Origin of the sequence: Rouxiella sp. WC2420 (genome assembly GCF_041200025.1) — a bacterium.
In the GTDB taxonomy this organism is placed as follows: Bacteria; Pseudomonadota; Gammaproteobacteria; order Enterobacterales; family Enterobacteriaceae; genus Rouxiella.
Genome location: NZ_CP165628.1, coordinates 1,035,515 through 1,048,824 on the forward strand (window position 1 = coordinate 1,035,515; position 13,310 = coordinate 1,048,824).

The 13,310-nt window shown below is 51.6% G+C and carries 13 protein-coding genes; 11 read left to right on the forward strand and 2 right to left on the reverse strand.

The features are described from left to right. The 10 genes from AB3G37_RS04875 to dkgB all read left to right on the forward strand — a co-directional run bounded on the left by AB3G37_RS04875 (position 1) and on the right by dkgB (position 9,154). Complete coding sequence (locus AB3G37_RS04875; protein WP_369789874.1) at positions 1 to 444, forward strand: acyl-CoA thioesterase; 444 nt, start codon at positions 1 to 3, stop codon at positions 442 to 444. After that, entirely contained in the window at positions 444 to 1,046 is a 603-nt protein-coding gene (locus AB3G37_RS04880; RefSeq protein WP_369789875.1) for an outer membrane lipoprotein carrier protein LolA, read from the forward strand. The genes AB3G37_RS04875 and AB3G37_RS04880 overlap by 1 nt, the downstream gene beginning before the upstream one ends. Next, positions 1,018 to 3,345 carry an MMPL family transporter gene (locus AB3G37_RS04885; protein ID WP_369789876.1) on the forward strand — a complete coding sequence of 776 codons (2,328 nt, stop codon included), beginning with the start codon at positions 1,018 to 1,020 and terminating at the stop codon, positions 3,343 to 3,345. The genes AB3G37_RS04880 and AB3G37_RS04885 overlap by 29 nt, the downstream gene beginning before the upstream one ends. Beyond that, the gene (locus AB3G37_RS04890; RefSeq protein ID WP_369789877.1) at positions 3,342 to 3,920 is read left to right on the forward strand and encodes a DUF3261 domain-containing protein; all 579 of its coding nucleotides are present in this window, start codon (positions 3,342 to 3,344) and stop codon (positions 3,918 to 3,920) included. Before AB3G37_RS04885 ends, AB3G37_RS04890 begins: the two co-directional genes overlap by 4 nt. After that, the gene (locus AB3G37_RS04895) at positions 3,917 to 5,086 is read left to right on the forward strand and encodes a beta-ketoacyl-[acyl-carrier-protein] synthase family protein (protein WP_369789878.1); all 1,170 of its coding nucleotides are present in this window, start codon (positions 3,917 to 3,919) and stop codon (positions 5,084 to 5,086) included. The genes AB3G37_RS04890 and AB3G37_RS04895 overlap by 4 nt, the downstream gene beginning before the upstream one ends. Then, positions 5,086 to 5,571 (forward strand): 3-hydroxy-fatty acyl-ACP dehydratase, encoded by a 486-nt coding sequence (locus AB3G37_RS04900; RefSeq protein ID WP_369789879.1) that lies wholly within the window; start codon positions 5,086 to 5,088, stop codon positions 5,569 to 5,571. The genes AB3G37_RS04895 and AB3G37_RS04900 overlap by 1 nt, the downstream gene beginning before the upstream one ends. Continuing rightward, positions 5,568 to 6,299 carry a 3-ketoacyl-ACP reductase FabG2 gene (locus tag AB3G37_RS04905; RefSeq protein ID WP_369789880.1) on the forward strand — a complete coding sequence of 244 codons (732 nt, stop codon included), beginning with the start codon at positions 5,568 to 5,570 and terminating at the stop codon, positions 6,297 to 6,299. The genes AB3G37_RS04900 and AB3G37_RS04905 overlap by 4 nt, the downstream gene beginning before the upstream one ends. Next, positions 6,296 to 7,528: a beta-ketoacyl-ACP synthase gene (locus AB3G37_RS04910; RefSeq protein WP_369789881.1), complete on the forward strand. Its 1,233-nt coding sequence runs from the start codon at positions 6,296 to 6,298 to the stop codon at positions 7,526 to 7,528. The genes AB3G37_RS04905 and AB3G37_RS04910 overlap by 4 nt, the downstream gene beginning before the upstream one ends. Positions 7,529 to 7,530: 2 nt before the next feature. Continuing rightward, complete coding sequence (locus tag AB3G37_RS04915) at positions 7,531 to 8,211, forward strand: 4'-phosphopantetheinyl transferase superfamily protein (RefSeq protein WP_369789882.1); 681 nt, start codon at positions 7,531 to 7,533, stop codon at positions 8,209 to 8,211. 139 nt (positions 8,212 to 8,350) lie between these two features. Further along, positions 8,351 to 9,154: a 2,5-didehydrogluconate reductase DkgB gene (dkgB, locus tag AB3G37_RS04920; RefSeq protein WP_369789883.1), complete on the forward strand. Its 804-nt coding sequence runs from the start codon at positions 8,351 to 8,353 to the stop codon at positions 9,152 to 9,154. A gap of 104 nt (positions 9,155 to 9,258) precedes the next feature. Here dkgB and yafC read toward each other — a convergent pair whose 3' ends face one another. After that, positions 9,259 to 10,143: a DNA-binding transcriptional regulator YafC gene (yafC, locus tag AB3G37_RS04925; protein ID WP_369789884.1), complete on the reverse strand. Its 885-nt coding sequence runs from the start codon at positions 10,141 to 10,143 to the stop codon at positions 9,259 to 9,261. Positions 10,144 to 10,469: 326 nt separating this feature from the next. On the opposite strand from yafC, the gene AB3G37_RS04930 reads away from it, so the two are divergent. Further along, positions 10,470 to 11,279, forward strand: coding sequence for an endonuclease/exonuclease/phosphatase family protein (locus tag AB3G37_RS04930; RefSeq protein WP_369789885.1), 810 nt, complete (start codon positions 10,470 to 10,472; stop codon positions 11,277 to 11,279). 63 nt (positions 11,280 to 11,342) lie between these two features. On the opposite strand, the gene AB3G37_RS04935 is transcribed toward AB3G37_RS04930, so the two are convergent. Continuing rightward, positions 11,343 to 12,854: a sugar porter family MFS transporter gene (locus AB3G37_RS04935; protein ID WP_369789886.1), complete on the reverse strand. Its 1,512-nt coding sequence runs from the start codon at positions 12,852 to 12,854 to the stop codon at positions 11,343 to 11,345. Between the last annotated feature and the right edge of the window lie 456 nt (positions 12,855 to 13,310).

A 13,310-nucleotide genomic window follows, 5' to 3' on the forward strand; every position in this document is an offset into this window, starting at 1 on the left:
ATGGCCGAGAAAAAAGATCTGCGTTTATCCGATCCTCGTTTCACTACACGCGTTGAGATAACCATCCCTTTTCACGATGTTGACCCCATGGGCGTAGTTTGGCACGGCAATTATTTTCGCTATTTCGAGGTTGCTCGCGAGGCGCTGCTTAAGCAGTTTGCTTACGGCTATCGCGAGATGGAAGCCTCAGGCTATGTCTGGCCGATTGTCGATACGCGCGTGAAGTACAGCGGGCCGGTCACCTTTGAGCAGCAGATTATTGTGCAGGCGGAAGTGACAGAGTTCGAAAACCGTTTGCGAATTGACTATCAGATTTTCGATTTACAAACCGGCAAACGCACCACCAGCGGCTATACGCTGCAAGTTGCAGTTCACATCGAAAGCAAAGAGATGTGTTTTGTTTCGCCGCCAGTTTTATTCGATAAAATGGGGATCAGTCAGTGATGCGTTTTCTATTGACAATTATCGCTTTAGTTAGCTTAAGCGCACAGGCCGTGACTCTCGACCAGCTTCAGCAGCGCTTTAGTCAACAACCGGTGCTGCGCGCTGAATTTAGCCAGCAGCGCAGCGTCAGCGGAATGGATCAGAAGCTCAATTCAAGCGGAAATTTGCTGATTTCACGCAGCGATGGTCTCTGGTGGCAGCAACAAAAACCCTTTCCGCTGAGCCTGTTACTGACAGACAGTAAAATGGTGCAAACTATGGCTGGTCAGGCGCCGCAGGTGGTGACAGCGCAAAATAACCCGCAAATGTTCCAGTTTAACTCGCTGCTAACGGCGCTTTTTCATGCCGATCATCGGGCGTTGGAGCAAAACTTTACCCTGAATTTCAGCGATCTTGGGCAGGGCAACTGGAGGCTGGTGCTTGAACCTAAAACCTCACCTTTAAACCGTCTATTCAAAACGATCACTTTAGATGGCCAAAATTATCTGAATAATATCGATATCAATGACATGCAGGGCGACAGCACGAAAATTCGCTTCTTTAATCAACGTACCGAGCCTAAGACTTTAACTGATGCCGAGAAGCAGCATTTTTCTTCCTGAACGCCATCGTCAGCTGGCTATCGGCTGGCTGCTAATCTGTTTGGCGCTGATTGCCACACTGTTTTGGCTGATACCCCGCAGTCAGGTCAACAGCAGCGTGCTGGCATTATTGCCCAAACAGCAACTGGCCGATGTGCCAGCAGATCTTTCTGCGGCCTTTAGTCAGCGGCTCGACCGCCAGCTGATGTGGTTGGTCAACCCGCCTGAAAATGAGCAGCGAGATGAAGCGCTGAACTGGTGGTTGAGTCACCTGCGCCAGCTGCCTGCGCTGCAACAGGTCGAAGGCCCGATGGATGACGCCCACCAACAGCAGTGGGGGCAGTTCTTTTATCAGCATCGAAATGCGATGCTCGATGATGCCACGCGCGCACGATTAATCAGCGGCGCCAGCACTCAGTCTCAGTGGATAATGGGCCAGGTATACTCTGCGTTTGCTGGCGTTAGTGGCAAGGAATTGGCTAACGATCCGCTGTTATTGGTGCGAGCGTCGCAGATGGCACAGCAGCAAAACAGCGCTGGCATGGCGTTGGATAACGGCTGGTTAAGAGCCAAAGACAGTAAAGGGCAAAGTTGGTACTTACTTCACGCCGAGCTTCGCGCATCGTCCTACGATTTAACCAGCAGCAAGCAGATTGTTGACCAGCTCGAAGAGTTGAAAAAACAGTTTCAGATTAAGTGGCCGGGGGCTGAAGTGCTGGAGCGTGGGACTGTTTTCTACAGCAATTATGCCAGCCAACAGGCAGAACATGATATTTCAACGCTGGGGCTGGCCTCGGTGATTGGCGTTTTTGCTCTGATTTTATTGATGTTCCGCTCTGTAGTGCCGATGTTTTTGAGCCTGTTATCGATTGGCATTGGTGCTTTGGCTGGCACGGTAAGCACGCTGTTGGCATTTGGCGAAATCCACGTTATGACGCTGGTGCTCAGTACCAGCATTGTCGGTATTTCCGCTGATTACACGCTGTATTTTCTGACCGAGCGGCGAGTGCATGGCGCACAGTCCACGCCGTTGGAAAGCCTGAGAAAACTGTTTCCGGCGCTGTCGATGGCGATGCTGACAACGGTAGTCGCTTATCTGATGCTGCTGATTGCGCCTTTCCCCGGCATGCAGCAGTTGGCAGTGTTTGCCGCCGCAGGTTTGAGCGCGGCCTGTATTACCGTGATCTGCTGGTATCCGTATCTCTCCAGGCATCTACCGGTCGGCCCAACGCCGAGTATATCGTTGATTCTTGGCTGGTTGCACGCCTGGCGCAATCTTAAAGCGTTGCGAATCGGGCTGCCGCTCGCGGTACTGATGTTGGCGGTAATTGGCTGGTCGCGACTTCACGCCAACGATGATATCGGGCAACTGCAAGCGTTGCCTGCCAAGTTGCTCAAGCAAGAGCGGCAAATCGCCGCGCTGACCGGGCAGTCCAACGACCAGAAATGGTTGGTGGTTTACGGCTCAAGCGCAGAGCTGACTTTGCAGCGTGTAGAAGCATTGCAGCCTAAATTAATCATCGCCAAAAAGCAGGGGCTGGTGGCGGGTTATCGTCTGCTAGGGTTGCCGTCGATGCAGCGACAAAAAGCCGATCTGGCTTTGATAACCGAGCGAGCCCCGCAGGTCGCTGCCGAGCTGCAAAAGGCGGGGATCAGCGTAAAGACTGCCGATATTGCAGCGCAATGGGTCTCGCCCGGTCAATGGCAGCAAAGTGTGGTGAGTCAAGGCTGGCGACTATTGTGGCTATCTTTGCCAAACGGGCGCAGCGCAGCGCTGGTGCCGGTCAACGGTGTTACCGACAGCGCCGCCATGCAATCATTGGCGCAATCGCTGCCCGGTGTCGGCTGGATCGATCGTAAAACCGAATTTAGCGACCTGTTCGCGCAATACCGCGTGATGCTTTCCTGGCTATTAGCATTGGCCGCCGGTGTTATCGCTGCGATTTACCTGTGGCGCTTTCGTTGGCCGCACGGGCTGATTTGCTGTATTCCAACGCTATTATCGCTGGCAATGGGTGTCGCGGCGCTGGGTCTGAGCGGGCACAGTTTAAATCTGTTCTCGCTGCTGGCACTGATTCTGGTATTGGGAATTGGCATCAATTACACCCTGTTCTTTACCAATCCACGGGGAACGCCGACAACCTCGATGTTTGCGATTTTTATGGCAGTAGTCACCACCCAGCTAACTTTCGGCATGTTGGTGTTCAGCTCAACGCAGGCGATTAGCAGTTTTGGTATTGTGCTAAGCAGCGGCATATTTACCGCTTTTCTACTTTCCCCGCTGACCTTGCCGGTGAAAAAACGAGGAATAAAAAAATGATTAAAGGCAGGTTGCTGTTTTTGATAATCACTCTGCTACTCGCGGGATGCGCCACGCCTTCTCAACCTGATATGCGCCCGGAGGCTTGGCTAAAGCCTGGCGTGCGGGTGTTGCTGCCAGCGCCACAGCTGAATGAAAAGCTCGAACAGCAACAGCTGTTGACTGCCACCGTCGACGGGAAGCAGCAATCGATGCTGGTGTTGCTGGTAGCCGACGGACAAACTCTGCAGCTGGCGGGACTTTCGCCGGTAGGGATCCGCCTGTTTAAAGTGCTCTACGATCAAAACGGCATTCACACCGAGCAGGCGATTAAGATTGCGCAACTGCCGCCTGCCAATCAGGTACTGGCAGATATCATGCTGAGCTACTGGCCGATAAACCGTTGGCAACCTTTGCTGCCGGTGGGCTGGAAGCTAGTAGATACAGTCGCTCAGCGCACGCTGTATGACGATAAAGGGCAGATTATTACGCAAATTGATTACCTCGTGCAAAATAGTAGTCGGCAGCCGGTGGCCATTACTCAACATGTGTTCCATTACCACATTGCGATTCAAAACGTCGGGGGTGATGCATGATTTATTTCTCCGCCGTCGGCATGGTCAATGCTTTGGGATCACAGCTTGACGAGATCGCTGCAAACCTTGTCGCCCGGCAATCTCCGGGTATGCAGCAGCAAGATCAATGGCTAACCAGCAAAAAAAACATTTGGCTTGGGCTAGTATCAGGCGCATTGCCGGAAGTACCACAAGCTCTTGCGTGTCATCGCAGTCGCAATAATCAGCTGCTGATGGCCGCGCTGCAACAGATACGCCCACAGGTTGAGAGGGCGATCGGAAAATACGGCAAAGATCGCGTTGCGGTAGTCCTTGGCACCAGCACCTCTGGTATTGCCGAGGGTGAAGATGCGGTAAAATTTAGCCAGCCAGAGGGCGTTTTCCCACACGAATTTTACTATCAGCAGCAGGAACTGGGCGACCCCTCGCAGTTTCTGAGCAAGCTGCTGGACCTTGGCGGCGTGGCCTATACGCTGTCTACCGCCTGCTCATCGAGTGCCCGAGCAATCATCAGCGGTCAGCGTTTAATCGAATCTGGATTGGCTGACGTTGCGCTGGTGGGTGGCGCGGATAGCCTGTGTCGCATGCCAATCAACGGCTTTAACAGCCTCGAAGCATTGTCTGAGGGCCGCTGCACGCCGTTTGCTGCCGACCGGGACGGCATCAATATTGGTGAAGCCGCGGCGCTTATTCTGCTGACCCGCGAACCTGCTGCGGTGGCGTTACTGGGCGTAGGCGAATCTTCTGATGCCTGGCATATGTCGGCCCCGCATCCGCAGGGAGAAGGCGCGGAACAGGCGATGCGCATGGCATTGGAACAAGCGGACCTGAGTTCACAGGATGTTGGCTATATTAATCTCCACGGTACCGCGACCGAGCAAAACGATCGGGTAGAGGCGCAGGTGATTCAGCGACTATTTGCAGGCGCTACGCCCTGTAGTTCGACTAAACATCTCACCGGACATACTCTGGGAGCCGCCGGAGCGACAGAGGCTGCTTTGGGATGGCTTATCCTGGAGCGTGATTTGCCGTTGCCGCCACAGGATTTTTCCATGGCTGAGCTGGATACCAGTTTGGGAGCGTTTGGCCTGCTTTTACAGCCACAGCGGCTGAAAAAACCGGTAATCCTCTCCAATTCTTTCGCTTTTGGTGGTAATAACGCCAGCATTCTGTTGGGTAAACCGTGATGACTTTTCTGGCCGCAGAACATTATTTACCGCATGAAGCACCGATGGTGATGCTGGAAAATGTCCTCGGTGTCGGCAAAGACTCCGCCTGTTGCGAGGTAAAAGTCAGCGCCGATGGTTTGTTGGCACCATTTCTTGACCAGCATGGTCAGCTGCCTGTGTGGTTTGCGATTGAATTGATGGCGCAGACGGTAGGCGTGTGGAATGGATGGCATGCCCAGCAAGAGGGGGGTGAGCCGCAGCTTGGCATGCTTTTGGGCGGACGCGGCATGAGATGCAGCATTGCGGCATTTCCAGCGGGCAGCTTGTTGGTCATTCACGTCAGCCAGCTGTTAAAGGACGACAAGCTTGCGTGCTTTGAATGCACCATTGCATCCAGAGATAGCCAAACTCAGGTGGATACGCAGCTGGTGCAGGCCAGGCTGAACACTTATCAGCCTGAAGCTGAAGAAGCAAAAAGATTATTACAGGGGACAGCCACATGACGCGTTCAGTATTGGTTACCGGTGCCAGCAAGGGCATTGGTCAGGCGATTGCTATTCAACTGGCAAAAGACGGCTTCACCCTGGTGGTGCATTATCATCGCGATTTTGCTGGCGCAGAGCATACTGCCGAACAGATCCGCCAGGCGGGCGGCAGCGCCAGAACGATCGCTTTCGATATCAGCGATCGTTCGCAGTGTCGGGTGGCGATTGAAGCCGATATCGCCGCGCACGGTGCTTACTACGGGGTGGTAAATAATGCCGGTATCACTCGCGATGGTGCATTCCCCGCACTCACCGATGAAGATTGGGATGGCGTGATTCATACCAATCTCGATGGCTTCTATAATGTCCTGCATCCTTGTGTCATGCCGATGATTGGCCTGCGACAGGGCGGAAGAATTATTGCGCTTTCCTCCGTTTCGGGCATTACCGGTAATCGCGGGCAGGTCAATTACAGCGCCGCCAAGGCAGGCATTATTGGCGCCTGCAAAGCGCTATCGCTGGAACTGGCCAAGCGCAAGATTACCGTGAACTGTATCGCCCCTGGCCTGATTGATACTGGAATGCTCGACATGCAGCCGCAGGCCGTAGAGGCCGCTATGAGTATCATCCCGTTGAAACGCATGGGATCTGCAGAGGAAGTCGCCGGTTTGGCCAGCTATTTGATGTCAGACATCGCGGGCTATGTTACCCGACAGGTGATTTCGATTAACGGCGGTATGGTATGAGTATTCAACGAGTTGTTGTCACCGGAATGAAAGGAATTACCGCCTTCGGCAATAGCTGGGAGTCAATCTCCGCACGCCTGCTCGAAGGCCGAAATGCGGTGCGCCATATGGATGAGTGGTTGATCTACAAGGGCTTAAATACTCATATCGCCGCGCCCATCGACGATTTTACTCTGCCGGAACACTACACCCGTAAACGCATCCGCTCGATGGGCCGCGTATCGCTGCTCTCCACGCGTTCTACTGAATTGGCGCTGGAACAGGCGGGTCTGATTGGTAACCCTATACTGACTGGCGGAGAAACGGGAATTGCTTTCGGCTCCTCCACCGGTAGCACTAAACCGGTCAGCGAATTTGCTACCATGCTGACTGAACAGCATACCAATAACATCACCGGCACTACTTACGTGCAGATGATGTCACACACTACGGCGGTAAATACCGGGCTATTTTTTGGCTTGAAGGGGCGGGTTATCCCGACTTCCAGCGCCTGCACCTCGGGCAGTCAGGCCATCGGTTATGCCTATGAGGCTATCCGTCACGGTTATCAGAAGGTGATGATTGCCGGTGGTGCAGAAGAACTTTGTCCTTCAGAGGCGGCAGTGTTTGATACTTTGTTCGCCACTAGTCAGCAAAACGATACACCCAGTCTTTCACCGCGTCCTTTCGATAAAAAGCGCGACGGATTGGTGATTGGCGAAGGGGCCGGCACGCTGATTCTTGAGTCACTGGAACACGCTCAAGCGCGCGGAGCAAAAATTTACGCCGAAATTGTCGGCTTTGCCACTAACTGCGATGCAGCGCATATCACTCAGCCGCAGCAGGAAACCATGCAAATTTGTATTGCCAAAGCAATTAATCAGGCCGGGATCTCGCCTGCAGCAATCGGTTATGTCAATGCCCACGGTACTGCGACCGACCGCGGTGATATTGCCGAAAGTAACGCGACGGCTGCAGTTTTTGGCAGCACGACGCCGATATCCTCATTGAAAAGTTACTTTGGTCATACTTTGGGTGCCTGTGGTGCGTTGGAGGCCTGGATGTCGATTGAGATGATGAACGAGGGGCAATTTTTCCCAACGCTTAATTTGACCGAGCCGGATCATTTATGCGGCGATCTGGACTACATCATCGGCGAAAATCGTCAAATTGATACGGAATTTATCCAGTCAAATAACTTTGCCTTTGGCGGCATCAATACTTCGCTTATATTCCGTCGTTGGCCATAACGATGAAAACTACACTGGCAACCGGTTTGGTCAGCGAACTTTGTTGTTCAGCGCGTTTACCCTCTGCCATATTGGCCGCCGCCAAGAGCTTTAGCCCACAGCGCGCAGCAACTTTTTTGGCAGGCAGGGCGCTGCTCGCCGAGCTTATGTTTACCCTTTTCAACCAGTCAACGCTGGCTGAAATTGTTATCCAGCCCGGTGGAAAACCCGTTTTTGCCGATCCAGCACAGCCTGAGTTCAGCTTGAGCCACAGTGGCAATCGGCTGCTGGTGGCGATCTCTAAGCATGGGGCTGTAGGTTGCGACATCGAGGTTCATCGTGATAGGCCTAACATGCTGCGCTTGGCTCAGGCAGTTTTTAGCGTGGAAGAACAAAGTTGGTTAAGCCATCAGCCCCAGCCCAAGGAGGCATTCTGGCAGCTCTGGTGCCTGCGTGAAGCCGCATTAAAACAGCAGGGATCGGGAATTTGGGCCATGGCTGAGTTGAGTATTAATCCGCAACTGCAGACTTTCTCTTCTTCAGCAACGGGTAGGTTGTTCCATGGTTTACAGGATGGGAATTCTTTGGCTCTCGCTTTGCCTGGCGATGTCAAAGAAATTGAGTGCTTGCATTATGATCCCCTGGTAACGCGTTTAGTGGCCGTTCCTGATATCGATTGGCTGTGCTATCAGCACAAAGAGTAGTTGCCAGACTGTTGCATATTAATCAAAAGTATTATGCGATTAGGGCTATTTTTATCCATTAACTCCCCGTTCATACTCTCGCCATATTGACCCTTTCACGGGGTCACAGATTATTGACAACAACATTGAGAGAGTAAAAATGAACATACCTGCCTTTGGTCTGGGGACCTTCCGTTTACAAGATAAAATTGTCAAAGATTCCGTAACTACGGCTTTGGAACTGGGTTATCGCGCTATCGACACTGCACAAATTTATGACAACGAAGCCGCAGTGGGTGAGGCGATTAGTGAAAGTGGGGTTCCTCGTGAAGATATCTTTATTACCACCAAGATTTGGATTGAAAACCTAACCGCCGATGCGCTGATTGACAGCCTCAAAATCAGCCTGGGCAAGCTGAAAACCAATTATGTTGACCTTACGCTGATTCACTGGCCGTCGCCGAACAAGGCGGTCAGCGTGGCAGAAACCATGCAGGCGCTAGCCAAGGCAAAGGCGCTGGGGCTGACTCGCCAGATTGGCATCTCCAACTTTACCGTGGCGCTAATGCAGGAAGCTATCGACGCGGTAGGCGCGGCAGAAATTGCCACCAACCAAATAGAACTATCGCCGTTCCTGCAGAATAATAAAGTGGTTGAATTCGCGACTCAACACGGCATCGCCATTACTTCTTACATGACGCTGGCCTACGGAGAGGCGTTAAAAGAGGCAACTATCATTCAAATCGCAGAGCGTCGTAACGCCACGCCTGCTCAGGTGGTACTGGCCTGGGCGTTGCAACTGGGGTATGCGGTTATCCCTTCATCGACCAAGCGTGCCAATCTGCAAAGTAATCTTTTGGCACAGGAACTGACGTTGACTGCTGAAGATTTGGCGCAGATTGCCTTACTGGAGCGCGACGGGCGTTTAGTCAGTCCGCAAGGGTTAGCGCCAGATTGGGACTGATTTTTTCCTGATTTATTTCTGAGTTTATACGGTCCATCACTCTAAAGCCCTGATCCAGGTTTGGGCTTTTTTCATGAAATCGGCAGTATCAAGAGAAAGCCTGTTTAACTCAGCTTTTCACTCAGGAAATCAATAAAGCAGCGAATCCGTGTGCTTACTGACTGATCGCTGTAATACACCGCATGCAGCGGCATAGCTATTCGCATCAGGTCAGGCACCAGCAGCTCGACTAAATCGCCGTTCACGACGTCCTTGCGAGTCATAAAATCAGACAAACAGGAGATACCATTCCCTGCCAGGCATAGCTGGCGCAACGTTTCGCCGCTGCCAGCGCTGATAAACGGCGTAATAGTCAGTTGTTGACCGTCGGAACACAGCAGCGGCCATTTATTTAATGCCATAACCTCGTTGAATCCCAAACAACGGTGGTTAGCCAAATCATCCACACTTTTTGGCGTTCCCCATTTTTGCAGATAGTCAGGGGATGCTAGTACGCTGCGGTAGCTCAGCATCAGTTTACGAGCACGCAGGCTTGAATCTTCCAGTTCACCGACGCGAATTGCGACATCAACTTTCTGGTCAATCAGATTGATATTGCTCTCGGAAGAATAGAGCGACAGGGTCATTTTGGGATAACGTTCAAGGAATTCTGCTACCAGCGGTGAAAGCACATGCAGGATAACCGGGGTTGCGGCATCAATGCGCAACAAACCCTGAGGATCATTACGATGCTCCAGCAGATCGTTTTCCGCCGCCGACATTTCCTGCAGGATTTTTTGTACTCGCGTGAAGTAACGTTCGCCTTCATGGGTCAGGCTAATTTGCCGGGTTGTGCGGTTAAGCAACTGGATGCCAAGCTTCTGTTCCAGCCTTTTAATGGTTCGGCTAACGACTGAATTGTCTTGTTCAAGCTGCTCGGCCGCACGGCTGAAACTGCCACTTTCCACCACAGTCACAAACACCATCAGCTCTTCTGAGCTTGCTTTCATTGTTGCTTCTCCAGCATGAGTAATTATCAACTATGGCTGTTTTTATCATTTAATCACAAGTTTTCCCAATTCTTATGCTCTGAGTAAAACCTGATAATTGTCTGAATACTGTCCGCATTACTCATATCAGTGCTGATGCGTCGTCGGATAAATCGGTTTTTTTACCTACAGGATGTATACCAATGTAAACAAATTGGGTCTTACCCAACGGCGGCGTATACTGACAAATACCGCTGAAGGGAAATTTTCCGCACAGCAGATTCACGATATTGATATCGCCAGCGTTCGTTTTCAAAAAACAACGCTGGGTAGAATGGGTTAACAGTGTGCCGAAAAAAACGTATGCAATGAGGTATGTTGCAGGTCAACCGGTCGAGCAAATATTCCCTGGTGTGCTCGCACATCTGGGACCGGATCTGCCGCCGGGAGCTGCACTGCCCAATTCGAACATCTTGCGGATTATGGTCTGGAATATCTTTAAGCAGCAGCGCGCTGACTGGCTATCCGTATTGCAGAGCTTTGGTAAAGATGCGCAGCTAGTGCTGTTGCAGGAGGCGCAAACCACTCCGGCGCTAATCCATTTTGCCACGTCACATTACCTTGCTGCCGATCAGGTACCGGCTTTTGACTTGCCTCAACACCCTTCCGGGGTTATGACGCTTGCCGCCGCGCATCCGGTCTATTGCTGCCCACTGCGAGAACGTGAACCTCTGTTACGCCTGGCAAAATCAGCGCTGGTCACGGTTTATCCGCTGGTGGATGGGCGTTTGTTAATGGTGGTCAATATTCATGCGGTAAATTTCAGTATTGGTGTAGACGTTTACAGTAAGCAGCTGGACCCGATTGGCGAGCAAATTGCCAATCACAAAGGCCCGGTAGTGATGGCGGGAGACTTTAACGCCTGGAGCCGCCAACGTATTAATGCGCTATTCGGCTTCGCCAATAATGTCAATTTGCAGGAAGTTCGCTTCCCGGCCGATCTGCGTCGTACCGCTTTTGGCCGACCGCTGGATTTCATCTTTTATCGTGGTTTAAGTGTCACCAGCGCGCAGGTGCTTGAAACTCGTGCCTCAGATCACAATCCACTGCTGGTCGAGTTTCTGGCGCAGAGCCCGTCGCCGGGAATCGAGCTATAAAAATGCCCCGCTCAGCGGATGCTGGACCGGGGCATGGTGTAGCAATGCTATTTAATCTAAATTTTAGGCAGCCTCATCAACGGGCTTCATTGCCTTGGACTTTTTATTCTGCTGGCGAGGATAAAAACGCCCCTCTTTCAGAGAAGTTTCAATCTCCTCCAATGAGCGCCCTTTGGTTTCTGGCACCATAAAGAAGATAAACAGGAAACCTAACAGGTTAAGCAGGGCGTAAAACCACATCGCACCGCCAATTCCCAATACGCTAACCAATGACAGCGCAGTCGCGGTCAGCAGCAAGTTTGAACCCCACAAGGTTGCAGCATGCAGGCTGGTGGCTTTCTCTCTTATCCCCATCGGATACACTTCTGAACCCAGTAACCAACCGATTACCTGAATCCCGCCGGAATTAAACACCATAAAGGCAAACAGGCAAGTCACGATTAACCAGCCGTATTGCTGACCATGGCTGTCGAGCATAAACATCAGGCCCAGCAGGAACAGGCTGATGATCGCGCCTGGCATCATCCACAGCGTCAATGCACGGCGGCCAACGTGGTCAACCACCAACTTGCCGATTATTGTCAGCACCAGATAGATCACAGCCACGCCCAGCGCGGAGTGCAATGCCGCTGCACGGCTAAATCCGGCATCGGTCAGGAAGGTCGGGGTATAGTAAATCATCATCTCGATGCCCGAAAGCTGGGTAAAGGCGGCAACTCCCAGACCTGCAAACAGGGCAGGGCGCATCCAGGGTTGTTTTAAATCTTTCCAGCCTGCGACACTTTTACGCTCGACTTTATCGTGCACTTTTTGAATATTTCGCAGTTCATGGCGAACCTCGCGGTCAGTCTCACGGACCATATTCAGCGCAATACGCGCCTCTTTGGTTCGTTTTTGACCCACTAACCAGCGCGGACTCTCGGGCATTGGCAGCATGCCGAAAAGCAGGATTAGCGCCGGAATGGCAGCGACCGAGAACATCGTGCGCCAGGTCCAGATATCCTGCATAAACGCGCCAACCAGGCCAGCGGTCAGGATGCCGATACCGATAGAAATATTGAAAAAGGTCACCAGTCGACCACGTTTTGCCGGCGGTGCCAGCTCGGCGATATATACCGGAACAATTTGCGAAGCTCCACCAACGGCAAAGCCAAGCACGATACGCGCCATACCGAGCCAGAGAGCGGTAGGAGAAAGACCTGAGCCGATAACGCCAACGGCAAAAATACCTGCGACAGTCATTACCGTATAGCGGCGACCAATCACGCTGGACAGTTTACCGCAGCATAAAGCGCCAATAACCGCACCAACAAGAATGGCACTGGTGACCATTTCCTGCGCGTGACTTGTGAGGGAGAAGTCGTGGGTTATTTGCAGCAGTGCGCCTGAAATAATCCCTGTGTCGTACCCATATAAAAAACCAGCGATGGCAGCGATGCCTGTGGCGGTAAGGAGAAACGCATCTGCGCTAAGAAAATTGTTGGATTCACTATTTTCAACCTGGGCAGGAACGTTATTTTCGCCCCCCTGCGTCTCCGAGAGTGGTTCAATCTTTTCTAGATTAATCTGCGTCATAAGTACCTTATTTTCTAGTTTTATATCAGTGGTTCAAATACATCCTTGCGAAAGAGTGTGAGGGGAAAAATAGGTGGCCAATCAAGGTGGTAGCAGGTGAGAAATATAGGCCGGCAATACTGTCTATCCCCTCTCCATTAAGTGTTTTATCTGGTCGGGTCTGTTTCTCACTGTTAATTAGATATAGCAGCTTAGATTCCTAATGTCATATTTTTGTGACTCTAATCACAGAATTTCGAAGGATAAAGAGCATATGGCCTATGAGTTTTACTTTTTGGAAAATAATATTCTGCAAGGCGAGGTGGCGTGGGGGGGGTATTTTCAAGGTTAAATTGATGGGTGAGATAAATATTATTTTATGAAGGAGGGTATTATTTTAATAGTAACGGCCAGTGTGGAGTCATCTTATTTAAAGGGGCGGTTTTCGCACTGATTCAACTCGTTTCTTTTGCAGAT

Coding starts and splice junctions, on each gene's coding strand:
- AB3G37_RS04905 (WP_369789880.1), top strand. CDS start 5,568: ATGACGCGTTCAGTATTGGTTACCGGTGCCAGCAAGGGCATTGGTCAG.
- yafC (WP_369789884.1), bottom strand. CDS start 10,143: ATGAAAGCAAGCTCAGAAGAGCTGATGGTGTTTGTGACTGTGGTGGAA.
- dkgB (WP_369789883.1), top strand. CDS start 8,351: ATGAACATACCTGCCTTTGGTCTGGGGACCTTCCGTTTACAAGATAAA.
- AB3G37_RS04875 (WP_369789874.1), top strand. CDS start 1: ATGGCCGAGAAAAAAGATCTGCGTTTATCCGATCCTCGTTTCACTACA.
- AB3G37_RS04910 (WP_369789881.1), top strand. CDS start 6,296: ATGAGTATTCAACGAGTTGTTGTCACCGGAATGAAAGGAATTACCGCC.
- AB3G37_RS04880 (WP_369789875.1), top strand. CDS start 444: ATGCGTTTTCTATTGACAATTATCGCTTTAGTTAGCTTAAGCGCACAG.
- AB3G37_RS04885 (WP_369789876.1), top strand. CDS start 1,018: ATGCCGAGAAGCAGCATTTTTCTTCCTGAACGCCATCGTCAGCTGGCT.
- AB3G37_RS04890 (WP_369789877.1), top strand. CDS start 3,342: ATGATTAAAGGCAGGTTGCTGTTTTTGATAATCACTCTGCTACTCGCG.
- AB3G37_RS04895 (WP_369789878.1), top strand. CDS start 3,917: ATGATTTATTTCTCCGCCGTCGGCATGGTCAATGCTTTGGGATCACAG.
- AB3G37_RS04900 (WP_369789879.1), top strand. CDS start 5,086: ATGACTTTTCTGGCCGCAGAACATTATTTACCGCATGAAGCACCGATG.
- AB3G37_RS04915 (WP_369789882.1), top strand. CDS start 7,531: ATGAAAACTACACTGGCAACCGGTTTGGTCAGCGAACTTTGTTGTTCA.
- AB3G37_RS04935 (WP_369789886.1), bottom strand. CDS start 12,854: ATGACGCAGATTAATCTAGAAAAGATTGAACCACTCTCGGAGACGCAG.